General features: G+C 60.9%; 24 protein-coding genes. 14 read left to right on the plus strand and 10 right to left on the minus strand.

Annotated elements, in window-relative coordinates; all coding sequences use genetic code 11:
- Positions 1-18: 18 nt before the first annotated feature.
- Both BW940_RS14460 and BW940_RS14465 read right to left on the minus strand, forming a co-directional pair.
- The gene (locus tag BW940_RS14460; protein WP_076609928.1) at positions 19-378 is read right to left on the minus strand and encodes a PhlB family protein; all 360 of its coding nucleotides are present in this window, start codon (positions 376-378) and stop codon (positions 19-21) included.
- Positions 375-1,553: a thiolase family protein gene (locus BW940_RS14465; protein WP_076609929.1), complete on the minus strand. Its 1,179-nt coding sequence runs from the start codon at positions 1,551-1,553 to the stop codon at positions 375-377. The genes BW940_RS14460 and BW940_RS14465 overlap by 4 nt, the downstream gene beginning before the upstream one ends.
- 104 nt (positions 1,554-1,657) lie before the next feature.
- On the opposite strand from BW940_RS14465, the gene BW940_RS14470 reads away from it, so the two are divergent.
- Together BW940_RS14470 and BW940_RS14475 are read left to right on the plus strand one after the other, a co-directional pair.
- Entirely contained in the window at positions 1,658-2,431 is a 774-nt protein-coding gene (locus tag BW940_RS14470; RefSeq protein WP_076609930.1) for a uracil-DNA glycosylase, read from the plus strand.
- 395 nt (positions 2,432-2,826) lie between these two features.
- On the plus strand, positions 2,827-3,282 hold the full coding sequence (locus BW940_RS14475) for an HIT family protein (protein ID WP_076609931.1): 456 nt from the start codon (positions 2,827-2,829) through the stop codon (positions 3,280-3,282).
- A gap of 136 nt (positions 3,283-3,418) precedes the next feature.
- Here BW940_RS14475 and BW940_RS14480 read toward each other — a convergent pair whose 3' ends face one another.
- Entirely contained in the window at positions 3,419-4,654 is a 1,236-nt protein-coding gene (locus BW940_RS14480) for an RNA-guided endonuclease TnpB family protein (RefSeq protein ID WP_076609932.1), read from the minus strand.
- A 58-nt stretch (positions 4,655-4,712) separates the two neighbouring features.
- Between BW940_RS14480 and BW940_RS22375 the strand changes: the two genes are divergently transcribed.
- Complete coding sequence (locus tag BW940_RS22375; RefSeq protein WP_268875548.1) at positions 4,713-4,847, plus strand: hypothetical protein; 135 nt, start codon at positions 4,713-4,715, stop codon at positions 4,845-4,847.
- Between the two features lie 70 nt (positions 4,848-4,917).
- Positions 4,918-5,142, plus strand: coding sequence for a hypothetical protein (locus tag BW940_RS14485; RefSeq protein ID WP_076609933.1), 225 nt, complete (start codon positions 4,918-4,920; stop codon positions 5,140-5,142).
- Positions 5,143-5,145: 3 nt separating this feature from the next.
- On the opposite strand, the gene BW940_RS14490 is transcribed toward BW940_RS14485, so the two are convergent.
- The 4 genes from BW940_RS14490 to BW940_RS14505 all read right to left on the minus strand — a co-directional run bounded on the left by BW940_RS14490 (position 5,146) and on the right by BW940_RS14505 (position 9,356).
- On the minus strand, positions 5,146-6,153 hold the full coding sequence (locus BW940_RS14490) for an A24 family peptidase C-terminal domain-containing protein (protein WP_076609934.1): 1,008 nt from the start codon (positions 6,151-6,153) through the stop codon (positions 5,146-5,148).
- A 61-nt stretch (positions 6,154-6,214) separates the two neighbouring features.
- Entirely contained in the window at positions 6,215-7,450 is a 1,236-nt protein-coding gene (locus BW940_RS14495; protein WP_076609935.1) for an ABC transporter permease, read from the minus strand.
- Entirely contained in the window at positions 7,450-8,664 is a 1,215-nt protein-coding gene (locus tag BW940_RS14500; RefSeq protein WP_076609936.1) for an ABC transporter permease, read from the minus strand. The genes BW940_RS14495 and BW940_RS14500 overlap by 1 nt, the downstream gene beginning before the upstream one ends.
- On the minus strand, positions 8,661-9,356 hold the full coding sequence (locus BW940_RS14505) for an ABC transporter ATP-binding protein (protein ID WP_328586626.1): 696 nt from the start codon (positions 9,354-9,356) through the stop codon (positions 8,661-8,663). The genes BW940_RS14500 and BW940_RS14505 overlap by 4 nt, the downstream gene beginning before the upstream one ends.
- A 410-nt stretch (positions 9,357-9,766) precedes the next feature.
- Here BW940_RS14505 and BW940_RS14510 point away from each other — a divergent pair, with 410 nt between their 5' ends.
- The 4 genes from BW940_RS14510 (at position 9,767) to BW940_RS14525 (ending at position 14,643) form a co-directional block, all read left to right on the plus strand.
- Complete coding sequence (locus BW940_RS14510) at positions 9,767-10,942, plus strand: sugar phosphate nucleotidyltransferase (RefSeq protein ID WP_076609938.1); 1,176 nt, start codon at positions 9,767-9,769, stop codon at positions 10,940-10,942.
- The gene (gene glmS / locus BW940_RS14515) at positions 10,942-12,732 is read left to right on the plus strand and encodes a glutamine--fructose-6-phosphate transaminase (isomerizing) (protein WP_076609939.1); all 1,791 of its coding nucleotides are present in this window, start codon (positions 10,942-10,944) and stop codon (positions 12,730-12,732) included. The genes BW940_RS14510 and glmS overlap by 1 nt, the downstream gene beginning before the upstream one ends.
- Before the next feature lie 196 nt (positions 12,733-12,928).
- Complete coding sequence (locus BW940_RS14520) at positions 12,929-13,876, plus strand: coiled-coil domain-containing protein (RefSeq protein WP_076609940.1); 948 nt, start codon at positions 12,929-12,931, stop codon at positions 13,874-13,876.
- A 224-nt stretch (positions 13,877-14,100) separates the two neighbouring features.
- Positions 14,101-14,643 (plus strand): hypothetical protein, encoded by a 543-nt coding sequence (locus tag BW940_RS14525; RefSeq protein ID WP_235847814.1) that lies wholly within the window; start codon positions 14,101-14,103, stop codon positions 14,641-14,643.
- Between the two features lie 463 nt (positions 14,644-15,106).
- Here BW940_RS14525 and BW940_RS14530 read toward each other — a convergent pair whose 3' ends face one another.
- Complete coding sequence (locus BW940_RS14530) at positions 15,107-15,955, minus strand: M14 family metallopeptidase (protein ID WP_235847815.1); 849 nt, start codon at positions 15,953-15,955, stop codon at positions 15,107-15,109.
- A 557-nt stretch (positions 15,956-16,512) separates the two neighbouring features.
- On the opposite strand from BW940_RS14530, the gene BW940_RS14535 reads away from it, so the two are divergent.
- The 3 genes from BW940_RS14535 (at position 16,513) to BW940_RS14545 (ending at position 18,981) form a co-directional block, all read left to right on the plus strand.
- The gene (locus BW940_RS14535) at positions 16,513-17,115 is read left to right on the plus strand and encodes a PGF-CTERM sorting domain-containing protein (RefSeq protein ID WP_235847816.1); all 603 of its coding nucleotides are present in this window, start codon (positions 16,513-16,515) and stop codon (positions 17,113-17,115) included.
- Positions 17,116-17,321: 206 nt separating this feature from the next.
- Positions 17,322-17,501: a hypothetical protein gene (locus tag BW940_RS14540; protein WP_076609942.1), complete on the plus strand. Its 180-nt coding sequence runs from the start codon at positions 17,322-17,324 to the stop codon at positions 17,499-17,501.
- 352 nt (positions 17,502-17,853) lie between these two features.
- Positions 17,854-18,981 (plus strand): hypothetical protein, encoded by a 1,128-nt coding sequence (locus BW940_RS14545; protein WP_076609943.1) that lies wholly within the window; start codon positions 17,854-17,856, stop codon positions 18,979-18,981.
- Between the two features lie 140 nt (positions 18,982-19,121).
- On the opposite strand, the gene BW940_RS14550 is transcribed toward BW940_RS14545, so the two are convergent.
- Positions 19,122-19,604: a hypothetical protein gene (locus tag BW940_RS14550; protein ID WP_084776774.1), complete on the minus strand. Its 483-nt coding sequence runs from the start codon at positions 19,602-19,604 to the stop codon at positions 19,122-19,124.
- Positions 19,605-20,110: 506 nt separating this feature from the next.
- Complete coding sequence (locus BW940_RS14555; RefSeq protein ID WP_076609944.1) at positions 20,111-20,446, minus strand: hypothetical protein; 336 nt, start codon at positions 20,444-20,446, stop codon at positions 20,111-20,113.
- An 847-nt stretch (positions 20,447-21,293) separates the two neighbouring features.
- On the opposite strand from BW940_RS14555, the gene BW940_RS14560 reads away from it, so the two are divergent.
- Genes BW940_RS14560 through BW940_RS14570 form a run of 3 tightly spaced genes read left to right on the plus strand, consistent with a single transcriptional unit; the run spans position 21,294 to position 25,121 of the window.
- Complete coding sequence (locus tag BW940_RS14560; RefSeq protein WP_076609945.1) at positions 21,294-22,706, plus strand: sugar transferase; 1,413 nt, start codon at positions 21,294-21,296, stop codon at positions 22,704-22,706.
- Between the two features lie 19 nt (positions 22,707-22,725).
- Positions 22,726-24,009, plus strand: a complete 1,284-nt coding sequence (locus BW940_RS14565) for a nucleotide sugar dehydrogenase (RefSeq protein ID WP_076609946.1) — start codon at positions 22,726-22,728, stop codon at positions 24,007-24,009.
- 2 nt (positions 24,010-24,011) lie between these two features.
- Positions 24,012-25,121, plus strand: a complete 1,110-nt coding sequence (locus BW940_RS14570; RefSeq protein WP_076609947.1) for a glycosyltransferase family 4 protein — start codon at positions 24,012-24,014, stop codon at positions 25,119-25,121.
- Positions 25,122-25,130: the final 9 nt, after the last annotated feature.

Below are 25,130 nucleotides of genomic sequence, written 5' to 3' on the forward strand. Positions count from 1 at the left end.
CGGTCCCGCTTCCGATGCTCAGACCGGCTCGAACTGATAGCCGTTCCAGTCTTGACTGTCGGGTTCCCGGATGCCGGCTCCGGGTTCGCGGAGTTCCTCGACGTAGACTGGCTCGACGTCGTCGCCGGTTTCGACGTCATCGGTCGTCACCTGCCCGATCGCACGTACCGATTCGCCGTCAACATCGAACTCGACGATCGCGAGCGTGTTGGGCTCGCGGACGCCGGGCGGCGTGGCCGTACTTGTCGTCCACGTCACGACCTCGGCGGTGTACTCGCTGAGATCGATCGTCTCGACCGGTTCCGTGCCGCCGGGACCGCGCGGGTGCCCGGGGTAGCTGATCGAGCCGTCTTCGTAGCGTGTTGCTTCCATCGTCATTGTGCTGTCTCCATGATCGTGGTAATCACGCAGTTGCCGAAGCCGCCGACGTTACACGCTAGGCCGATGTCGGCGTCGACCTGTCGCGGGCCGGCTTCACCCATGAGCTGTTCGTAGATTTCGACACCCTGTGCGATGCCACTCGCGCCGAGTGGATGACCCTTCGATTTGAGTCCGCCGGAGGTGTTGACCGGCAACTCGCCGGTGTCACGCTTGGTGTAGCCCTCCTCGACCAACTTCCAGGCCTCGCCCTGGTCGGCGAAGCCGAGCCCCTCCATCTGGAGGAACTCGAGGATGGTGAACATGTCGTGGAGTTCGGCGACGTCGATGTCGTCGGGGCCGTAGCCGCTCATCTTGTAGGCTCCCTTGCCGCTCTCGACGACCCCGCCCATGATCGTCGGGTCTTCCCGCTCGTGGACGACGTGGGTGTCCGTCGCGCCGTCGACGCCAGCGACGACGACGTACTCGTCCGTGTACTCCTCGGCGACGGATTCGGGACAGAACAGGAGCGCGGCCGAGCCATCCGTAATCGGACAGAAGTCGTACAGCCGCAGCGGATCCGCAACGATCGGCGACTCGAGGACAGTCTCGAGGTCGACTTCCTTCTGGAACTGGGCATTCGGGTTGTCGACACCGTTTTTGTGGTTCTTGACGGCGACCTTCCCGAGGCTCTCGCGCGGCGCGTCGAACCGTTCCAAGTAGTGGCGGGCCGTGAGCCCTGCAAACGACGGCAGTGTCACGCCCGTCTTGTACTCGACGGGATGCGTAACCGACGCGATGATGTCGGTCGTCTCGGGGGTCGACCGGTGGCTCATCTTCTCGCCACCGACGAGCAGCGTCATGTCGCTTGCGCCGCTGGCGATCGACTGCCAGGCCGCGTAGATCCCCGCGCCGCCGCTGGAACTGGTCTGATCGACACGCTGGGTGTACGCCGGCATCGCGTCCAAGTCGTGTGCCAGCGCGTTCGGCACACCCGTCATCCCTTCGAACTCCCCGCTCGCCATGTTCGAGACGTACAGGTGCTCTACATTTTCGGCGTCGACCCCGGCGTCCTCGAGACACTCGAGTCCGGCCTCTGCGAGGAGATCCATGATCCAGCCCTCGCGCTGGCCGAACTGGGTCATCGACGCACCGACGATTGCGACCCGTTCGGACGCTTGTTGTGTTCTCGGCATCAGGAACAGTGCCCACGAACACCATGTTAAACCTACCACTCGGTCGCATCGTGTGAAGAATCGAACCGCGCGCGATAACACAGCTCCAGCGCCTCGAGTCAAGTGTGCCCGCCCCTGATCACGATCCGGCGTTCCCGACCACGCGAAACGTCCTCGAGGCCGACTGTGAGCGTTGTCCGGCGCTCACCGAGTGTCGCGAGCGCATCTCCTGGGGGACCGGCCCGCTCGAGGCGACCGTCGTCGTCGTCGGGGAAGCACCCGGCTACGGCGACCCCGACGCCGACCGCTGGCGGGGCGGCAACTGGACCGGGAAAGCGTACACCTCCCGCCATTCCGGCCGCCGCATTCGCCGTATGCTCGCCCGACTCGGCTACGACGAGACGACTTACTACACGAACGCCGTCAAATGCTTTCCGGCAAGCGAGGCGCCGCGCGCCTCGAGTGCGAGTAGCGCGGAACGGAGTTCCGCGGACAGTCAAGCGGCGGAGCCGCGAGACGACGGTGAAACCGCGAGCAGCGATTCCGAGGAGCCGGAGACCAACCGAGAGCCAACGGCCGAGGAACGGGCGACCTGCCGCGACCATCTGCTGACCGAACTCGAGACCGTCGACCCCGACGTCGTCCTCGCGACCGGGAAACACGCGACGAAAACGGTCCTTGCCGCCGAGGGTCGGGAGCTCGAGGACTTCCTCGAGAGCGTCCTCGAGCCGGTGTGGTGTGCTCGCCTCGACGTCTGGCTCGTCCCGATTTTGCATCCGTCGTATCAAGATGTCTGGCTGGGGCGTCTGGGCTACGAGCCCGAGACGTATCTCGAGGCGATCGGGGAGACGCTCGCGGACTGCCGTGGAACGACGGGCGGGGACTCGGGGAGCCGCTGATCGTCACTGCGGACTCGACGGCATGTCTCTCAAACGGGTGCCGGCTGCTCGCGGTCGTTTGCTGCCGCACGCAAAAATCGCCAGCCAAAGGCTGGCAGTGGAGCCCCCTATCTGTGGTGGGATGATAACGGGTAGGGGTAGGGAGAGATCGGTGACGTTGGGACGATCGATCTCTTCAACGGGGCATATGATGTCTCAGAGTCGGACACCGTCGGCAACGACAGTTGTCCTTCCCCGTCAACTACGCAGTATATCCGCTTCCCAGTAAGTATAGACTTGATAAACGATTTCGTCTGACTCAACTGCTGTCCTCGCCTCTTTTCAGCGGCATTCGCCGCCGGGTGCCCGCGGCGCGGGCGATAACCTTCTTACAGTCGGCCAACACACACTCCCATATGAGTACGATCTTCACGCAGATCGTCGAGGGAGAGATTCCCGCCCGAATCGTGTACGAAGACGAGACGACGATCGCCTTTCTCGACGCCAATCCGCTGGCACCGGGGCACACGCTGGTCATCCCGAAAGACGAGTACGAACGGGTAAACGACATGCCCGAAGACGTCGCCGCCGATGTCTATGCGACGATTCATCGACTGGTCCCCGCCGTCGAGGACAGCGTCGACGCCGACGCCTCGACCGTCGCGTTCAACAACGGCGAGGCGGCCGGCCAGGAAGTCCCCCACGTCCACTGCCACATCGTCCCGCGCTTCGAGGGCGACGGCGCTGGTCCCATCCACAGTCTCTTCAGCGACGCCGAGACGTTCGACGTTGCCGACCTGGATCAGATCACTGAAGACCTCTCGGACGACGAACTCGACGAAATCGCGGCGGATATCGAGTCTCGAGCCTAACTACTGGACTCGAGTCGACCGGTCGACGCCCCGTCGTGACGTTTTTGATCGTTGCGCGTGAGCCTCGGGTGTGACATCCTCGCCCGTCCTCAAGGACGGGGCTTCCTACAAGGGAAGCCTCGTGTCGAGGGAGGTTTCAGGTCTCAAAGACCGCAAGCGTCGTCTGTCGGGATTGCCGACTCGGCGTGCGGTGTCCTGTGGCCGTGTCACAACGGCTCCCGTTCCGTGGCGAGTCATCGCGCTCCGGTTTCCAAGGAACGCTCTCTCCCCACGGATCAACGCGACCGGCGATATTCGCAGCCGCGTTGATATCCGCTTGATACTCCGTGACCCAGCACTCCGCGTTCGTACACTTAAATTCCGCTTGCGATCCACGATGTCCGATATGTCCGCAGGCGTGGCACGTCTGGGACGTGTAGCGCGGGTTCACGAACTCAACCGGGATACCGGCTTCGAGGGCTTTGTCCTCGATACGGTCGGTGACCCGGGCGAACGCCCACGAATGCAAGCGTCGATTCATGTACTTCCCGTAATCCAGATTCTCGCGGATGTACGACAAGTTCTCGAGCACGATCACTGGATTATCAAAGGACTCGGCATACTCGACGGCTTCTCGAGACGCCTTCTCGACGATGTCCGTCAGGGCGTTCTGGTAGTGGTCGAAGCGTTCGTCCACTCGCCATTGCTCGGCATCACGCTTTTGGAGGCGTTTCAGCGTCGTGTGCATTTCCTTGCGAAGTGCTCGCGCGCGACCGCCGTCGTAGATGTACGGTCGAGTCGGAGTGTCGTTCTGACAGGCACAGCCCGTCAGCAGCTTGGACTCACCGATATCGAAACCAATTCGAGTCGGATCGTCCGGAATCTCTGGGTCGGCAACCTCGTACTCGACGGTGACGTGCAGCACCCAACTCGTGCGGTACTGTTGCAGTCGGAACTCACCGACCGATATATCCCCGTCGAGCAGGTCGAACCACAAGGATTCCTGTTCGGGATTGATCCGGAGTGGAATCCAGAAGGCGTTGCCACGTCCGGCCTGTGGAACGCGCCAGCAGAATTCGTGCGTTCGCTCGTCGGAGTGATCGATTCGGAAGCCACGGTTCGTGAATCGGACCGGATGGTTGTCCTCGAGTTCCGACGCGTTGTACGTCCGGCGGAGTTGCGGGACGTAGTTCTTGAGGGCGTCCTTGGCATAAGACGTGAGCGTGTAGCCCGTGACAATGTCGTTGACTGCCGTTTGCGTATCCGCGCCACTCTCGAAAGCATCCGAGAGAGCACGGCGGTAGGTCGCCACGGTTCGCTCGAGCCGTTGCTCTTTACCTGTAGTGGGCGGAGCAAGCGTGGCTTCGAGCGTTTTCGTGGCAGTCGTCGTCACAACTACGAGTACGAGAGCGTAATAGTAAAAACTAACGGAAAACTAACTATGTGCGTAGATGCCCAATCTGAACATCGAAGTAGATCAAGACGAGTACGACCGCCTGAGCAAAATCAAAGCCGCACACGGCCTCACTTGGAAGGGGGTGTTGCTCCAAGGCGCGAAATCGTTGGACACCGAGGGGCCATTGTAGGGCGAGTCGAGACACAAACGAACGCGATTCCTCCCCGTGCTAAAACACGGGGTTTCCTCGCTACCGCAAGATGATCGCCGACCTCGTCGCCCGGGTGCGGGCGATCCCCATCGCCGCGGTGCTCGAACTCGGGAGCCTCCTCGTCTGTGTGCTGTTGTTCTTCGGGACGCTCGGCTTGCTCTCGAGTGGCCCGCCGACCGGCCGGGGTGACCTGTGGCTCGCGCTTATCGGGCTTGGAGTTGCGTTCGTCATCTTCTGGACGGTGTTGGTGCCGCTGTACGAACGGACGCTGTGATTGTCAGAGAAGCGTCCCGATGAGCAGGTCGCCGTAGACCAGCGCGATCGCCAGCCCGACGAACACGGGCACGAGAAACGGCGCGCCAGGCGAGACCCAGACGGTGTCTTTCTCCGCGAGGACCTCGAGGCCTTCCCGAAGCTCTGCGGGCGTGGTGCCGTAGGCCGTCCCCTCGATATCCGCGAGGAACGCCGCAGCGCCCCACGGGTCGTCGTCCTCGCTTGAGGTATCGTCGGTGGTGTCGGGGGTGTTGGCCTCGAGTGCTGCCCCGCCGTCCCTGCGGACGGCAGCGGTGACGGCCCCGTCGGTTGGCGGGTTCGGCTCGGCGGGGAGCGTCGTGGGATCGCGGTATCGGTCGGGGTGATCCCGCACGTCGGCCAGCGAGAGGCCTCGCCAGCGCAGATACATCCGCAGGGCGTCGAGATCGAGGCCGCCACGGGAGCGCCCCTCGGGCGTCTCGAGGAGTCGGCCGTGCGTTTCGGGAATCGCCTCCCACGAGACGGGCCAGCCGATGACCATCACCGACGTGATGCGGCCCGCGGCGGCGTTGCGAACTGCGATCACGAGCGGGATAGCCAGCCCGACGACGACGGCGTTCGTCAGGATCGTAAACGAGAACGTCCCGATTGGGGTGGTCGTCAGGGGCAGCGTCCACGACCCGATCGTATACTGCGGAAAGGTTGGGAACAGGAGGGCGAGGACGAGCAACGCCTTCGCGTCGGCTCCGCCGAAGCCCCCGAACCACCAGAACAGGTACGCGATGGGCACGACGAAGCCGAGACTTACCGCCGTCGGGATGAGAAACGCGTAGCGCCAGGCGTAGTCGCCCGCGGCCCAGGCGAGGCGGCCCTCCCAGACGAGGGCGACGAATCCCAGTATCGTGAGCGGAATCCAGACGCCACTGGAGACCCGTCTGGTCTTGATATCCCGAACGGCAATCCAGGCGAAGACGGGGACGGCGACGAGACGCAACAGATCCGGCATCGTCGCCGACACGCCAGCGAGTGTCACAGGCGTGTTTCTTGAGCGGAGTAGTGTTTATTTGTCGGTTGAATTTTCGGTCAGCGACCGTTTACAGATTCTCGAGCGGTGGCGTTCGGCTGAGCCGCCAGCCCGCCAGTGCGGCCGCAGCCGTCCCGATCACGACCGCGATTGCCAGTGCACTCGCGAGGATCGCCGGTGACATCTGAACCAGTCCGTCGAAGCCGACAACAGCCACCGCAAGTCGGTTTAACAGGTCCACCGCTGGCAGTGTAAGGGCTGTCCCAACGATTCCTCCGAGAATCCCGATTACGAGACCCTGTCCAATAACGGAGAGGATTAGCACTGATGACGAAATTCCCTGTGCCGTAAGCGCTCCGAAGGCCGCGCGCTGCTGGAAGATCACGAGCGTGAGCAGGGTGTGTGTCAACGCGATGCCAGCGCCGAGCGCGAGGACGACGAGTGTCCCGCCTGCGGCGAGTATAAGCACCTGTTCTTGGAGGACTGCCTCGAGTTGCTCTTGATTCGATCGAATCTCGTACTCGGGGTGGTCCTTGGCCAGGCTCGTTTGCACGGTGTCGATATCTGCGCCGTCCTCGAGGGTGATCGTGATGAACGTCGCGGGCTCGGTCTGAGTTGTGCCCGTCACCTGATGGAGCTCGCTCAGTGGCATCACCACGGTCGGGGCACCGAGCATTCGCTCGAACGTCGGGGAAATCCCGACGACAGTCATCTCGGTGTTCCGGGCGACCGCGAGTGAGCCACCGACATGAATCGTGTCGCCAACCTCGACGTCGAGTGCTCGAGCAGTCTCCTCGTCGATGAGAACCTCGTTGGTTCGCTCACCATCGTAGCTGCCGTTCGCGTAGTGTGGATCGCCGCTGAGTTCATTACCGGCTGTGACCTGAACGACGCTGCCGCTCGTGGGAACACCTGTCCCGATGAATGTCTGGAACTCGCCGTCTCCGTTGGTCCCGACGTACACGGTTTCGAACGCAAGCGGTACCGCACTCCTGACGCTCTCGTGGGATTCCATCTCGGTAGCAACACTCCGAGAGTTGGTCAACGAGTTCTCGAAACCGCCACCTCCAGCGGACGTGAGTCGTGTTTCGCCTGCAGTCACCCATAGATCTCGGTCGGCTGCCCCGAACTGTTGTTCGCCAGTCTCAAGGACACCCACGCCGACGCCGGCGAGGAGCGTCATCGCGAGGACGGCCAACCCCACGCCGATGATCGCGAGGCCGAGTCGCAGTCGGTGATGGCGGAGTTGGCTGACTGTGATTCCGCCGGCGGCACGAAGGCGAGCAAGCCAGCGCTTGAGATCCATCACGGAACACCTCCGGTGACGCGCCGCGTCAGTATGAGCAGAATCGGTAATGAAAGGATACCGATCAGGAGCCCGGTGGCGACCCCGTAAGCGACGAAGAGAGGATGGGACGTTGCGATCGGACCGGTAGTAATTGTCTCAGTTGCGATATAGTTGGTCAGCCTGATGCCGCCAAGGCCGACGATCGAGCCCACCAATCCACCGAGTCCAGTGATTACGAGCGTCTGGACGCCGATCAATCCGAGCTGGCTGCGTGTCGAGAGTCCGAGAGCGGACAGCGTCGCCAGCTGTCGGCGATCGGCGACGACCTCGAGCCCGGTCGTCGTGAGGACGAACAGCGTTCCGACAGAAATGGCGACGACGAACGCCGTCAGCGCGAGTGCAAACGGGAGCCCCGACTCCGTGACCTCACTGGCGGTAAGACCGCCTCGAGTGAGGACATCGGACTGTGGATAGATTCCTGCTAATTCGTCCTCGACCGCTGGCGAGTTCGACCCGACGACGAATTGGTCGGCCTGATCATACTCGTCGTTGCCGGTCAAGGTCTGAAGCTCGCTGAGCTGGACAACGGCGGTCGGGATATCGCCGGCCGAACTCGTTCCATCATCAGTTGCCGTGACGATGAAGGAGTCGTTATCGGCGACTGTCACCCCGTCACCAGCGCCGACCTTGAGCAGGTTGCTGGCACTCCGCGAGAGGACGACTTCGCCGGTCCAGTCACCGTCGTAGCTGCCGTTCGCGTAGTATGGATCGTCGTCGGTCAGCCCCTCTGTCGAGACTCCGGCAATCTGCTCAAAGCCAGGCGAGTTGACGACACCAATTACAAGGACATACTCGCTTCTATCTCCGACCTCGAGACGAACCACCTCCGAAAGAACTGGCGATGCGAACGTCACATCGTCCGTCGCTTGAATCCGTTCGGTGGTCTCGTGGACGGTGCCGAACTGCGGCTGGTCGGTCGCCAGCAGCGATGATCGCTCGCCGTCGCTTTCGGGGACGATCCAATAGTCAACATCATCATCGTACACTGTTGTGCCAGTTGCGAGCCCGATGCCGATTCCAGTCACGACGACCAGCAACGCGATCACGACCACGACGCCGAGGAGGCTAAATCGCACGCGTGTTCGATCAGTCCCGGTCGCACGTGTGATCGTCTGACGGAGGCCGACACGGGTGAGACCAACCCACCGTGTGAGTCGCCGTCGCAGACTCATTTGTTGCCGTCGCTGCGGATCATCCCGTCTTTGAGTCGGACGATTCGGTCCGAAATCGCTAACGTTGGTCGATCGTGCGACGCAAGAACGACCGCTCGGTCATCCGCGATGCGTTCGAACTCGTTTAAAATGCGTTGGCCCGTTTCCGTGTCCAGTTCTCCCGTTGGCTCGTCGGCGATCACCAGCGTCGGATCTGTTACGAGAGCACGGGCAATCGCTACCCGCTGTTGCTCGCCGCCACTCAACTCGCCAGGACGGTGGCCGACTCGGTCGCCGAGTCCGACTCGTTCGAGTAATGCTGTGGCTCGCTTGCGCCGGTCACGTTTCCCAACGCCGAGCTCGACCAGTGGGAGGGCAACGTTCGCCCGCGCGGAGAGTGACTCGACCAAGTGAAAGCGTTGAAACACGATCCCGACATGCTCGAGCCGGAGGCGGGTCCGTTCTCGAGTCGAGAGCGTCTCAAGGTCTGTCTCCTGAAACGTCACAGTCCCCTTCGTGGGCAGTTCCAAGCCGGCAAGCAAGTGGAGGAGCGTTGATTTGCCGCTGCCGCTCGGTCCTGCGAGCCCGACGATTTCGCCTGTGCTGATCGTGATTGACGCATTCTCGAGCGCCCGAACTCTCGGTGCGTCCGGCCGACCGAGTAGCGTTCCGAGTCGGCCTGGGTCAGACCCCCGCGTGTAGATTTTGGTCACGTTGGCAGCGCGGACAACAGGAGATGGTGCAGTTGGAGATTCGAAATCGACGCCAGCAGGGTCATCATCGGATACCAAGGGAATAGGAGATGAAGGCGGCACCATACCGAGCATAGTCGGCCCACTCCAATTAATTGTCCCGATTTCTGAACCCTCAATAAGCCTCTATTGTTAGCTAAATAATTAATAGTGACTGTAACCAAGTTGGCTATTCGATAGCTCAGGGCGGGGACTCGCATGGGTAATCCCATGATAACGTATACATCGGTTTTTTGCCTTTGCTGTCCGTCAAGTATCTTCTACGACTCTTCCGTGATGAATATGCGTCTGTATATATTCTGAATACTCTTTATAAAGAGCGACCTTCCGAACCAATACTAATAAGATAGTTCTCCTCCCCTACTTGTCATATGGATTCTGTTTCCGCAGTCGTCCTCGCTGGCGGTGAAGGAGAACGGCTCCGGCCGCTGACGCGCAACCGGCCGAAGCCGTTGCTTCCCGCCGCAACGACGCCGATCCTCGAGCACGTATTCGACCAACTGCTCGAAGCTGGCGTCACCGAGATTACCGTCGTCGTCGGCTACGGCCGTAACCGCGTGCAAGCGTACTTCGGACCAACTTATCGGAACGTCCCGCTGACCTACGTTACCCAGAACCAACAACTCGGCAGCGGCCACGCATTACTGGCTGCCGAGTCCGAGGTCGACGACACGACACTCGTCGTCAACGGTGACCAGATTGTCGACAGCCAAATTATCAGTGACGTCCTCGAGGCCCACGATGATGCGGCGGCAACACTCGGACTGCTCAACCGCCGTGACGTCGAATCCTACGGTGGTGTCCTTCTCGAGGATGGCGCCGTCACGGAACTCGTCGAAAACCCACAGGACGAGCGCGGCTACCGGTTCAATGCTGGCGTCTACGCGTTCGAGTCGACAATTTTCGATGCGATTCGCGCCGCCGAGTCGCGTGCCGGTGAGCAGTCGCTGATCGACGGTATCATCGAACTTCTCGAGTCGGGTGCTGATGTCCGAGGTGTCGTTTCGGAGGGACTCTGGGTTGACGCAACCTATCCATGGGACTTACTCGACGTCTCCTTCGAACTGTTCGAGGCGGGACTCGTTGACGGGGATTACGAAGACTCGAGCGCTGGTGCAATCCATGACTCGGCTGTCATCCGCGAACCCGTCGTCATCGCGCCCGACTGTGAGATCGGTGCGGGGGCCGTCGTCGGGCCCTACGCCTGTCTGGGCGAAAACGTCACTGTTGGGTCGAACGCGGTTGTCGAACGCAGTGTGATCGATACGGACACGCGTATCGGCGCATCGGCGACCGTCGCTGACTGTGTGACTGGTGTCGGTGTGACGATCGGCAACGGAACGGTGATTCCCGGCGGTCCCGGTGACGTCCGCGTCGGAGACCGCGTCTTCGAAGGCGAAGCGCTCGGCGCCTTGCTCGCTGACCGTGTTACTGATCAGGGTGGCTCGACGTACGTTCCCGGAGCCGTCGTCGGGCCGGAGGCCAACGTCGAGGCTGGGGCGACCGTTCGTGGCACTCTTCCGGCGGAGACGGAGGTGCGATCGTAATGTGTGGGATCATCGGCTACACCGGCAACCAAGGGAACGTTCTCGACGTTCTGATGACCGGTCTGTCGGGCCTCGAGTACCGTGGCTACGATTCGGCTGGCGTCGCCGTGTCGAACTCCTCGCTGGCCGTCCACAAACGCGAGGGGGAGGTGTCGGCACTCGAGGCCGCCGTTCCCGATGGCGATCTCGACGGGTTAGCCGGCATCGGCCATACACGGTGGAGCACCCACGGGCCGCCGTCAGACTCGAACGCCCACCCGCATACGGACGCTGACTCGACAGTGGCGGTCGTCCACAACGGTATCATCGAGAACTATCAAGCACTCCGCCGCGAACTCGAGGCCGACGGCTACGAGTTCACGAGCGAGACCGACACCGAGGTTATCCCGCATCTGATCCGGGCAGCACTCGATGCGGGAGCCAACCGTGAGGACGCGTTTCGGAAAGCCGTCCACCGACTCGAGGGCAGTTACGCCGTCGCCGCCGTGTTCGACGGCAGCGAGACGGTGTATGCGGCGCGCAACGAGTCGCCGCTGGTGCTCGGCATCGGCGACGACGGCCACTACCTGGCGAGCGACGTCCCGGCGTTTATTGAGTTCACCGATCAGGTGGTCTATCTCGAGGACGGCCAGTTCGCACGCGTCAACCCGTCCGGGATCGTCGTCACCGACGAGCAGGGAGCTGTCGTCGAGACAGCCGTCGAGACGATTGACTGGGATCCAGAAGACGCCGGTAAATCAGGCTACGACCACTACATGCTCAAGGAGATCCACGAACAGCCGACCGCGATCCGCAAGTGTCTCCGAGAACGGGTCAGTGAACTCGAGGGGACCATTATGGTCGAGGAGTTGGCTGAACTGGAGTGTGACGGCCCAGTGCAGTTTGTCGCCTGCGGGACTTCCTATCACGCCGCGCTGTATGGGGCGAAAATGATACGAGAGCGCGGCATTCCGGCTCAGTGTTTCCTCGCCAGCGAGTACGAGACCGACTCGATTCCGGTATCAGAGGAGACGCTGGTCGTCGGCGTCACGCAGAGTGGCGAGACCGCCGACACGATGAGTGCCCTTCGAGCGGCCAACCGCGCCGGTGCGACGACGCTTGCGTTGACGAACGTCGTCGGAAGCTCGGCTGCGCGAGAGTGTGACCACGTCATGTACATTCGGGCCGGGCCCGAGATCGGCGTCGCCGCAACGAAGACGTTCGCCTCACAGCAGGTCGCACTGGCCATGCTCTCGAGTGTGCTCTCCGGCGAGTATTCCCAGGCGTTCGTCAAACAACTGCGCGACCTGCCTGATCAGATTCAGAAAGTTCTGGATGAGTCGAACGCACGCGAGATCGCCGAGGAATACGATGGCTCTGATGCGTACTTCTTCATTGGACGGGGGTACAATGCGCCTGTCGCACTCGAGGGGGCCCTGAAGATGAAAGAGATCTCGTACGAACACGCGGAGGGATTTGCTGCCGGCGAACTGAAACACGGGCCGCTGGCGCTGGTGACCGATCAGACGCCGGTGTTTGCGGTGATCGCTGGCGACACGAACGTCTCGAAGACGCTCGGCAACATCAAAGAAGTGGAAGCTCGCGGTGCACCCGTTGTTGCGGTGACTGACTCGCCCGAGCAGGTCGGACAGTACGCCGATCACGTCCTCGAGGTGCCATCGGCGGGGCCGCTGCTGACGCCGATTCTCGCGAACATTCAACTACAGTTGGTGTCGTACTGGGTGGCGAATCGGATGGGCCGGTCGATCGACAAGCCGCGGAACTTAGCGAAAAGCGTCACTGTCGAATAGCAGAACATCGACTGGAGATTTCGTGTCCACTGCATGTAGTGGTTCGAGTACTCGTTGTGTGATATTGTCCAAGAACTGATAACTAATCAAATAATTTGTAGAAATAGTTCTGTTGTCATATCGTCCGCATAGCTATAAGAATGACGAACAGTTTAGTTGGTTGATATTGTCTACAAAAGACAAGGGGGAATTTTGAATGCCAGACCTATTCACCGCTGAAGAAGCCGGGGTCACGGTAACGAAACACGTCGATGTGGACGGCGACGTAGTTCAGATCGGACTGCGACTCGACTCATCGCGGGAGTGTCCGCTGACAGTCCGTGTGTTGGACGCGGTCCCGACGAACACGACTATACAGGTTCCGAAAACGGATCCACCGTGCTGGTCGACGGACGATGAAACGGTCGAGTACGAACGAACACTCGAGTCGGAGGAGGCGATCACGACGGGGTACAAATACACTGTTGACGAGGGTGACACCGCCAGTCACCATGCGCCGACATTGATCATCGACGGCGAAGCTACGCAGGCCGGTGCTGACAACGCAACGACGTACGACGAAGACGAGGAGTTCGAGATGCCCGGCGACGAGGTCTCCGTCACAGATATGGTGGGTAACTCTAGGACTGGCATATCCTCGCCTTCGAGCGAGACCCGCGCATCAGCCGATGGTGGCGACGCCACAGCGACGGGAGCGGCGGCTTGCGCTGTTGACGAAGCTGTCGTCGACGGTGATGAGCCAATTGACGGACTCAGCGACCTCGCTGGCTCTCGCTCGAGCCTCGAGTTGCGGGTCATGTACTTGCAATCCCAGTTGCAAGACCTCGCCACCTACATCGATGCCATGGAAGAGTTTCTTGACGACCACGGGACTGGGGAGGACGTGCTCACCGAGGTGCTGGACGAACTGCACGCCGTTCGCGAGCAACTCGAGTGCGTTCGCGAGGAACAAACCACTTTGGACACACGGCTCGACGCCCTTGAGGACCGGACTGACCAGCTCGAGTCGACGTTCGAGCGTCGACAGGAGACCGTTGATGCGGATCTCCACCAGCTCGAAGCTAGCGCTGAGAACCGACACGAGGCCGTCGACGGTGAACTGCAGCAACTCGAAAGGACAGTCGAAGACGTCGAAGAGACATAGCAGGCAGTCCAAGACCAGATAGAGCAGTTCACGGCGTTTCGAAACGCCATTCAAGATGCCTTCCAGACTGAAACTCTGGCCACCGAAGACTAGCGCGCTGGCTGCTGTACCCAGACTTATCGGTTCTCATGCCTTCGGACAACGACGTGATCGATTGGTAACAGCAGCTACTATTATGTGGATCGAACGAGATGATTGAGAAAACGAGGGTCAGGGAGAGACACATGCCATCAGAACGTTCGAGTGCTGAAGAGTACATCCAGTATCCCGATCGAGACCGCGTCGAAGGCGCGAAGAATGCATGCGCTATCTGTGGTTCGACGGACTCGCTTTCGGTGTATACGTTCACTCCGTCGTCCGATGCCGAGTCAGCGGCGCTGCTCTGTCCGACACACTACACCGTCGCGGCTATTCTAGATGATTCTCCGTATCAAGAGACAGAGACGACGTCAGAGTCCGAACACCAAGAGACGCGAAAAATCACGGTCCGTGTGCCACGTGCGCTGGTCGACAGCGCTGACGGTGCTGCCGAACACCGAGAACAAACACGGAGTGAGTTCGTCCGTGACAGTATCCAGATGGCTATTGGATTGCAGGAACTTGACACTGCATTCGACGATATTCTGGCACAGGCAGTTCGGTCTCCCGACGTTTCAGACTCTCAGACGGATCAGCCGGAGTCGACGACAGAGACCGATGTTGCGTTTCTCAAAGAGCGTATTCGAACGCTCGAGTCGTTGCTCGAGGACAGCATCGAAAAGCTCTGACCGAGTCGCTGTTCGGCTACGTTTTATGATGGATCGACGTTTTCGAGTTCGTGCTGAGAACGTACCATCGCGTTCCGGTGGCTCATCACTGATATCGAAACGTCGGCTGTGGGCCGACGTGAGAGCCCCCTTGTTCGGTCGCGGTGGGAGTGCCAACCGAACGGGGATGCGATCGTCTGTCGCCGGTCGACAGTGTCACGATCGCGGTCAGTAGCGAGGGATATAATGTCTCAGTGTCGGTGGAGACTGTCTATGTCGACAGTACACCAGTTCCTCGCCAAGCGACCTTTTCGGCTACTTATAATTAAAACCGTTGGCTGTTTGACTTTTAATCGTACATCAAATCGGAAGAATATAGTCTGCATGTCATGGTATCTTCTCACCAGAAATGGACCTGTCGCCTGCTGCACTGTCGCGTTGAGCTCAACAATTTGACCGTCGGTGGCGAAATCCTGCGGCGTTTTCAGGATGCGTCTTCGCGGCACTGTTCGACGACTGGCTCCTCATCAGGGGTATCCGATGTCTCACTAGTCGAGTTGTCAGTTGCTGCCTCGTTTGTGAACAGTCCCTCTTCAATCAAGTTTGTGACTAACCGTGTCTGCCAGTGAATGCGCGTCTTGAGGTCGGGGCCGCGCGAGAGGGTCTCGATGAGAAACGACTGTGCCCCCAAGTCTCGAGCGGCCTTGTGGACGAGCAACCCGCTCGGTTCGTGTTCCGGTTTGGCAAAGGTATCGGTCGTGAACTCGAGGCCCGGTGTCTCGACATGATTTCGGTTGACGGTGTCGGCAGCCCGCTCGGCATCGGCAGTGGTCTCGGTACTGTCCGAGTGGAAGATTGCCTGCCCGACGCCGTCAACGGGGCCACCGGCGTAGATGCCGATCGACTCGTGGAGGTCGATAACCACGTCGGGATCGTAGTGGGCGACGACGTTCCAGAGCTCTTGGGCGAGGTCCGTCGGTGGCTCCTCGCCCTCGAGGAACTGACGATTGAGATCGACGCCATCACTGCCTGTGCGGGTCCGCTGCTCGACAGCCTCGGCGTTCGCGTAGGGGATTGTTACGAGCGTGCCGACGTTGATCTCCCGTTCGGCAATACGGCTCGCTGTCTCGTATCCTGCAACCTCGTTGCCGTGTATCCCGCCGATGACCAGTACGGTCGGTCCGTCGGCGGTTGCAGCCGTCTGGTACACTGTCGTTTCGTGATCGGTGCCTTCGAGAATTTGATATGAGTGTCTCGAGAGATCGGTGTCCGATTCTTCGCTCGAATCAGCACCAGCGACGCCGGCGAGTGTACAACTGACTGCGGCTGTCAATACTGTTCGTCGAGATGTCTGCAATGGCCCCATGTGATCGCTACTTCGGAGAAATAGACCTTTATTATCGTTCTGATAGCGCGTTGCACCCCATTCGGCCGGTGAAAGTAATCGTTCTCACCCGGATATTCGAGCGTACGCCTGGTGGCTCGGGAGAGACGCGGTCTCGAATCGTTGTTTCGTTGCTCGAAACTGTCCGCTGACATTTATGTGTTGAGTATAACTTTCCTGAAATCATCGCTAACTCGAGTGTAAATATAATCGTGTGGTCCCGACAGAAGCGATAGCCGACGGATCCAGACCACAGCGGCGATCGCTCACTGATTCGAAACGACCGCAGTCGCGAAATGGCGTCGACTCGAGGCGATGCGGCCGAGAAACAGGACTGATCGCCGCTACCGGATTCGCGTGCGGCCACCACCGACTGTGATCATCCGCCGCACTCTCGCCGAATGCCCGCCGTGAAACCACCGGTACTGCACTCGGAGGCTGCCGGCGTGGTACTGCAGCCGGCGCTGTGAGTCGATGGATATCCGCGCAGACACCACCCACAACACATGACATTCGAACCAGCAACTCGAGCAACGCGATGGACCGTACTCGCCGCAGTGATGATCGTGTCGATGGTCGCTCTATCGACAGTCGCTGCGGGCGCAGCAACTGCGGCCGCTGCAGACGATGGAGGTGCTGATTCCGACCTCGAAATGACGGTCGATGCACCGAATTCGATCACAACAACTGAATCGGCCACGTTCGACGTCACCGTGACCACGTCCGATGGCGAGCCAGCCACGACTGACGTCGTTTTCGAGATCAGTGGTGAGGAGGTCCAGGAGGAACTCACTGCCAGCACCGACGACACGGGTGCAGTCACCTTCACTGCTGAAGGGATTGCCCTCTCTGAAGGCGACTACGAGTGGACAGTCACCGCCGGTGGTGAGATCCGTTCAGGGACCCTCACTGTCACCGATACCGCGGACGACGGCGCTGCTGACGACGACACCGAAGCCGCTGACAACGACACTGCTGAGAACGACACCGAAGCTGCTGACAACGACAGCGAGACCAAAGAGGATGAACCGGTGCCCGGTTTCGGCATCGGTGGTGCGCTCTCTGCCTTGCTCGCAGGAACGTTGCTGTTAGTCCGTCGGCGTAGCTAAGCACGACTGACCGACGTGTGACTTCTTTTGTCCGTCGGAATCTCGCTTTTCGACGGTGCCGTTGCAAGTGAGTACCGCGGAAACGCCACAAACCCCGCGAGCGCTGGTGTCCCATGGCCGACGACCTGCGTGCTCAGATAGTAGCCAATGCTGTTGAAGGCAAACATATCTGAAAGCTTATGCCATGGCTCTCAGTTTCGACAGCCATGCAACAGTACCGGCCACAACCGACACCACCAGGACAGCCCAACAACTGTCTTGGCTGTGGCACCGAGATCGACGGCGACGCGGTGGAAGGGATCTGGGTAGAATGTGAGCACTGGCAGGCACCGAACACGTACGAACTGCACTGTCTCTCGTGTTGTATTGATCAGCTGAATGAGTAGGTGACCCAACTGGCCATCGCCGCCTGGGCCGATGTGATCACACTCCTTCCGTGTGCTGTCGCGCCTTGATTGGCGACCAGGTGAGTGTATTGATCGGCCAGACAGTCACTATAATGCTCAATTGGGCTGCTGTTCTATTTGTAGGACGATTTGAACGGCGTGGTCTCCGCCTGCTGCCCGTCGGTTTCTGTGCCGACACCTCGGTGAAAATAGCGGCCCAAAACAGTCACCTTCGTAGAGAGTTCGGACGATCGGGAAGGCTCCCTCGAGAGAGAAGGGATTCGATGAATCTCTCACAGCCAGCGACCGGCGGTGCATACTGAAGGGGACGGCGCTGGTGGCTCGAGTTAGTATGGATGGAACCAATTGGTCGCGTCTCGGCCGCCGACCGTATCTCTTCGGGGCCACACTGGGTATCGGCACACTCGTTGCGGGCCGCGGATATGGTGGCGGGGATGAGACGACCACAGACTCGGCTGGACAGGAAACCGACACGCCGGCCGAGCAGGCGGAGAGCAAGGCCGACACGACTGTAGACCAGACTGGGGGCGAAGACGAGACGACAGCAGACACGGACCGAGAGGAAGCGACCGGTGACGTGTCGCTCCGGATTACGGCGACGAACGCGCCCGTTACGGGTGGTGACATACTCGAGATAACCGCCGAAGTCGAGAACACGAGTGAGACGGTGAGCCGCCCAGCGATCGACTCCCTCGTCGATGGCGAGCGGCAATCGACGATCACGACGACGGTCGCACCCGGGGAGACGAAGCCACTCGAGATCGGGAGCGTTCGGCCCGCTCCCGTGGCAGATACCGATACCGTCACGGTTCGACTCGAGAGCGAGACGGCGATGGCCGAACACACGGCCGACGTGCTCGCTTCCGATGAGGTGGCCGCCGCGCAGACGCCCGCCCGCGAAATCACTGTGCGGCCGGACACAGCGGTCCTGTTCGACCTCACCGCCGACGCACTCGGTGCGTACGGTGGCAGGACACACTGGTTCGTCGACGGCGCGTACGCGGGACACGCACAGGGTCCCTGGCACACCGCCTACTACAGCCACCAGGGGGCCGAGTACTGGCGGCACACCTTCGATACGGCAGGCACCTACGAGGTGACGGCCGCCGTCGACGGCGACGAGGGAATCACGCGAGCGGCGTGGACGGTCCACGTGACTCCGACTGGGACTGCCGCGCCGACGATCGATGGAAAACGGCCGGCCGCCGACTCGCTTGCGGCCGGTCGCAACGGGGACCTCGAGTTCGAACTGGACGTCACCCATCTCGACGGGGACCTCGAGCGCGTAGTCTGGTGGCTCGGGCATGTGGATCGCCTGCTCGGTGTGAGCGACGTCAGCGGGGCCGCCGACACCGCAGCGCTGACGCTCGAGGGCGGCTGTCACGGCTGTCCGATCATCGCCTGGGTGATCAGCACGGACGGGACGATCGCCGAAGAACAGGTGTGGTTGCTCGAGTGACCAGCGGTGTGGCCGACGGGTCACGGACGGCACTGGCGGCGAGACACTATGCCTGACTGGCTGGTCGTCGGGCACACCCAGATCGATAGGCGAGAAGAGATCGGCGTACGAGTCGCATGGCCGTGGGCGAGACGGCTGTCTCAGTCGTCGATGGCGGTGCGAACCAGCGGATACCACGCGCCGAGAACGGTGCCGTAGCCGATAAACGCCAGCAGACTCGCGCCGTGTTGGTACGGCAGTGGCAGGTGCCCGCCGGTGGCCCCTATCCAGAGTGGCAGCCCGTATGCGACGATGACAAGCCAGCAGACAGTGCCGTAGGCGATTCCGAAACACCCGCCGAGAAACGGCGACCGGAGCGCGGCCGTAAGCGGCACCGGAGCGTATCGATGGTTCGCGATGCGTGTCAACCCCGCGACGAACACCACCGCGCCGACAAGGCCGTGGATGATGACGAGCAGCCAGTCGTGGCCCTCGAGGCCATACAGCGTCGCGACGGCCTCGAGGTGTCCGGTTGCGGCCAACACGCCGCCGAACGAGACACTGGCGAACAGCCCGGCGACGATAGCGCCAGCGATCGTCCCGCCGGACAGAGACTCATATTTTCGTGACCGTCTGTACGACATAACTATCCGATTTGACCGCCTGTACAAATAACTAGTTACATGCTTATGAAAATGAATGGATATAATATATGATCGCCGCCAGCCAAATCGTCGAGCAGGCTTGACGGCACTCGGCCGACACCCCATCCACGACGCGCCGTAGCGGCCGCAGAACTCGGTTTGTGTATCCAGCAGTTCGAAGGGTGATGGCTGGCTGTGGGCCATCATCGCCGGATCACGTGTCGAATGTTGTCCGTCGAGTCGGTCGGCTGGGTGGTTCACCGGGCGTCCGCGAGGGACTCGCGTTACGCCACAGTGCTATCGAAGTGGCACCGATACGCTGGAGTCGGACCCGGGTTCGGTCGGATCGGTACGCGACGTGACGGGCCCGAGAGGACGTGTTTTCGGCGACCCGATGCCGCTCGTCTCGAGGAGACGTCTAAATCGGACGCGACAGCCCTAATTTGTGCCCTCTCGGTTGCGGCGGTGGGAGCGGTGCTCTCCGGGTGGCGACTCGGGCGACGTGGTTAGTATGGCTCACTACTCCGACCCGAGAGTGCGTAGAGGTCGACCACACTGAGGATGATGACCGTGAGCGGGAAGGCCATGTCCGCGAAGGTGGTGTGCTCGAGTCGAAGGGCGGTGACGATGATCGGTTCGGTGAGCGACCCGTCGGTGAGGAGCGTGCCGGAGCTGAGAAAGACGAGCGCCACACCGCACAGTGCGGCCCAGCTGAGGCCGCGTTTCCACTCTCGAGCGTAGAGGTGGCCAGTGCCCGGGAAGCAGACGGTCAGGAGGTACGCCGGCCACGTTTTGAGACGCGCGCGGCGGGTCGGGCGTCTCGTTGCGGATCGCGTCGACATGGGTTATCGCCTCCGGTGGTCCGTCGGTCGGTGTCCGAGACGGGGGTGGTTGTTGGTCGGTAACAGCTCCATAGCAGGTGTGTCCACGATCTCCTTCAAGAATGTCAGTCAGACGATCGTCGGACATCGCAGTCGTGGCTCGTGCTCTTTCAGTTGTGCGCTCTACGGGCCCTGTTCCGCCCATGTCGCTGTTCGTGGCTGTCAGCTCGCCGGTATCGCATCGGATCGGGGTCCCGTGCATGACTGTCTTGGGCGTACCGCTGAGTTCGATGCCTTCGCCGGCAACAGCCGCTATCGGTTCAGACGGGGGCGCGAGACAGTCTCAGTTGCGTCGTCCCCGTACTCGTGAGTGGCTGTGTCCTCGTGTGCGATCATCCGCTTCTCGAGAGCACCATCGACGACTACCCTGTGACTGTCGGTCGGTTCGTCCTTGAGTTACGACGGGTGCGTGAGTCGTTGATTGGCTTGGCTCAGCTGACGCCCCGGTGAATGGGGTCTGGAGACGGTGTTGTTGGTCGTAGCCTGGGCTCTGCCGGTGTGACACTGTGATCGGATACGACCCCGTTCGGGTAGGGTCTCGGGCCGGTGTTGTCACCTAGAGTCCGTATAATACACCGATATGATCAGTGATATCGATTTACCGTGTGAAGATAATGTTCTGCTGTGGTGACGATCGGCAAACGGAGCGGATCGACAGCACACCGACGCGCCAGCATCGTCGACCGGCTCTCAGAACCGGAACCTGTCGACTGGCTGTGTGTCGATTACCATCGGTTGTATGATTGTAGCAGCCACTGAAACTGTCTCAAAATCTTTAATAGATACTGTTACAGAAAAGACTTGTTGAATGTTCTTTGGATGGACGTATCGCGGCGTGGCGGCTGTGGGCGTGGTGGCCCTCTCAGTTCTCACTGCCAGTGTTGCACTCTTCGCCGTCGGGCCGGAGCCGCTTGCGATTACGAACGGACAATCGGCAGTGGTCTCGGTGGTGCTCGTCGGTGCCATCATGGGGGCCGCGCTTACACCGCTGTACTCGCCCCGGCCGCGCCCGGTACTGACAGTCCTTCGACAGACCGGCGTTCAGGTCGGGATCGGCTGTCTTTCCCTGCTCTCGCTCGGGGCCCTCGGCATTGGGGCCGTTCCGTCACCGGCGACGGTGGTCGCGATCGGGGCTGGTCTCGCGCTCGTACTCCCGGTCTGGTTCTGGGCGTGTCGCCGGCGTCGCGAGCCCCAGCGCGTGGTCGTCGTCGGCGACGATCCCTCGCTGCTCGAGTCGACGATCCGAGCGCTGCCCGTTCCGGCGCTTGGCTTCCTCTCGCCGGCACTGGTCACCGAGGACGAGGAGGTCGTCCTCTCCGGTCCGAGTGAGGTACGTGAGCCGCCGGTGGTCGACGAGGGCGAGCGGACGGTTGCGACCGACGGTGGGATGGTCGAATCACTCGCCGGCGTCGACCGCCTCAGCGGGCTCTCACGACTCGAGCACGTCCTTCGTGAACGTGACGTCGATACCGTGGCGCTCGCGTTTCGCCAGGGTGACCGCGAGGAGTGTTTCGGCGTGTTGCGGGTGTGTCACGAGTATGGGGTGGATGTGCTCGCCCATGAGTCACTTAGCGAGAAACTGCTCGCCGGACCGTCGGTCGGTGACGAGCTGGTAACGGTTGACCTCGAGCCGTGGCCGTGGTACAGTCGGCTGGCCAAGCGGGCGTTCGACCTCGCGTTCGCGACGGTTGGGTTGCTCGTGCTGGCTCCGCTGATCATCGTGATCTCGGTCGCGATCAAACTCGACTCGCCCGGGCCGGTCCTCTACGGTCAGCGGCGGACGGCGGAGCTGGGGGCGACGTTTCCCGTCTGGAAGTTCCGCTCGATGCTCCCCGAAAGCGAGGACGCCCGTCCCGGAGATGCCGACGATCGGATCACGCGTGTGGGGCGGGTGCTCCGGAAGACCCACATGGACGAGATTCCGCAACTGATCACGATTCTCGTCGGCGATATGAGCGTCGTCGGGCCGCGGGCGGCCTGGACCGACGAAGAGAAGGTGTTGATGGCCGAGGTCGATGGCTGGTCACGACGGTGGACTATCACGCCCGGATTGACGGGGTTAGCCCAAATTCGCGGTATCGATAGTACGGACGGCCAAGGGAAACTCGAGTGCGATCTCGAGTACATTCAGTGCCGGTCGTTGCTGTTCGACCTGCGGATCGTGCTGACCCAGATTTGGTTCGTCCTCCGTGACGTTGGCCAATTAATTGCTCCCAGATAACAGACTTAATGAACTAAAAATGACTTATACGACAACAGATACGACAGTTGGCATCGTTGGACTCGGATACGTCGGCCTTCCGCTTGCGTTGGCGATGACCGACGCCGGGTACGAGGTCATCGGCGTTGACGTCGACCCCGAAAAAGTGCGCATGCTCGAAGACGGCGAATCTTATGTTAGCGATGTCTCGGATCAAGCCGTTACGGGCGCTCTCGATGATGGATTTCAGCCGACGACCGAGTATGCAGACCTGAAAGATGTAACGGGTGTTTCTCTCTGTGTTCCGACGCCGCTCCGGAAATCCGGTCAGCCGGATATCTCTTATGTCGTCCAAGCGACCGAACGGCTCAGCGAAACACTGCCCAAAGAGTGTACGGTCGTTCTCGAGAGCACGGTGTACCCCCAAGCGACCGAAGAGATCGTCGCTGAGACACTCGCCGATAACGGACGGACGATCGGTGAGGATGCCTTCGTTGCGTTCTCCCCGGAGCGAATTGACCCGGGCAACGAACAGTATGGTGTGACAAACATTCCGAAAGTGATCGGCGGCGTCACGCCTGCCTGCGGTGACCGTGCTGAAGCCCTCTATGGGCCGGTCTTTGACAAACTCGTCCGTGTAGATAACAGTACTGAGGCCGAGTTGGTAAAGCTCCTCGAGAACACGTTCCGTGGAATCAACATCGGGCTCATCAACGAACTCGCGATGATCGCCGACCAGTTGGATGCCGATATTTGGAACGTCGTCGATGCGGCCGCAACGAAACCGTTCGGATTCATGCCGTTTTACCCTGGTCCTGGCCTGGGTGGACACTGTATCCCGGTCGATCCACAGTATCTCTCCTGGAAGGCCAACCAGCAAGGGATCGAGACGCGGTTTATCGATCTGGCCGATCAGGTTAACCGCGGGATGCCTGAATACGTCGTCAATCGTGTCGTCGACGTTCTCAATCAGAACGGGACCGCGTCGATTGACGCAAACGTTCTGGTTCTCGGAGTCGCATACAAGGCGGACGTATCAGACACCCGTGAGTCGCCCGCATTGGACATCATCACGCTGCTCGAGGACCGTGGTGTCTCCGTCGAGTATCACGATCCACATGTGGGTGAGGTTCAGATCGGTGACCAACAGTACACGTCCAAGCAACTCACGGACGAGGCGCTGGCTGCACAGGACTGTGTCCTCATCACAACGGACCACAGCCAGTTTGCGATTGACCGAATCGTCGAACAGTCCACAGCGGTGTTCGACACGCGCAACGCAACTGCAGCGTATGCCGACGCTGAACACGTCCACCGGCTGTGATTATGACGGAGACACCGCGTGTCTTTCATCTGATTACCCGGTTACTCAAAGGCGGCGCAGAAGCGAAGACGATCGCAACCGTCCAGGGGCTCGAGGGTTACGAGTTCACCGTCGGCTACGGTGCTGAAGCTGATCCCGATCAGGTTGCGGCACTCGAGCAGGATGGGATTCGGACCCAACGGTTTCGGACGATCCGCCATTACAATCCAGTGACGACCGTTCCGGCCGTGCTGGCTGTCGCCCGGTACCTCCGAAAACACGAGTTCGACCTCGTCCATACCCACAGTACTGAGGCGGGAATCATCGGTCGGTTCGCTGCGGCACTCGCCGGGACGCCAGCGGTCGTTCATACCGTGCATGGCGTGCCGTTTGCCGACGACCGGAACGATCTGTTGGAGAGATTTATTCTGGCCTGTGAGCGAGCCGCCGCGCCGCGAACCGATCGTATCGTAACGAACGCTGACGCGATCGCCGACGATTATCTGCGACGGGGTATCGGCCAACTCGAGCAGTATACGACCGTCTACAGCGGCATCGACCTCGAGCAGTTCCGTGACGTTGAGCCCGCCGTAGACATCGATGGCGACGGTGTTCGTATCCTGATGGTTGGCCGGCTGGCCGACGGAAAAGGGTTCGACGTCTTGCTCGAGGCCCTCGAGCAACTTCCTGCTGAAGCGGTGTCGGTCTACTTGGTCGGAGATGGTCCACAACGAGCATTCCTCGAACGCGAAATTGCGCGGCGTGGATTTGAGGAGACTGTGTCGCTGTTAGGGTATCGGTCGGACGTGCCGGCGATCATGGCCGCCTGTGACGTGTTCGTGCTCCCCTCCTATCGCGAGGGGACGCCGCGTGTTATTACGGAGGCGATGGCCAGCGGCCTCCCCGTTGTCGCGACTGACATTGCTGGTATCCCCGAGCAGGTTGCCGACGGCGACTCCGGTTATCTGATCCAGCCCGGAGACGAGACGGCGCTTGCCAGCCGCCTCGAGGAGTTAATTGCGTCGCGTGAGCGTCGGCAGGCGTTCGGTGCAGCAGGTCGGGAACGTGTCACGCGATTCTCGGACGAGCAGATGCTCGCCGATCTCGAAGCGGTGTACCAGGAACTACTTTAGACGGACATC

It is taken from the genome of Natronorubrum thiooxidans, from assembly GCF_900156475.1.
Classification (GTDB): Archaea; Halobacteriota; Halobacteria; order Halobacteriales; family Natrialbaceae; genus Natronorubrum; species Natronorubrum thiooxidans.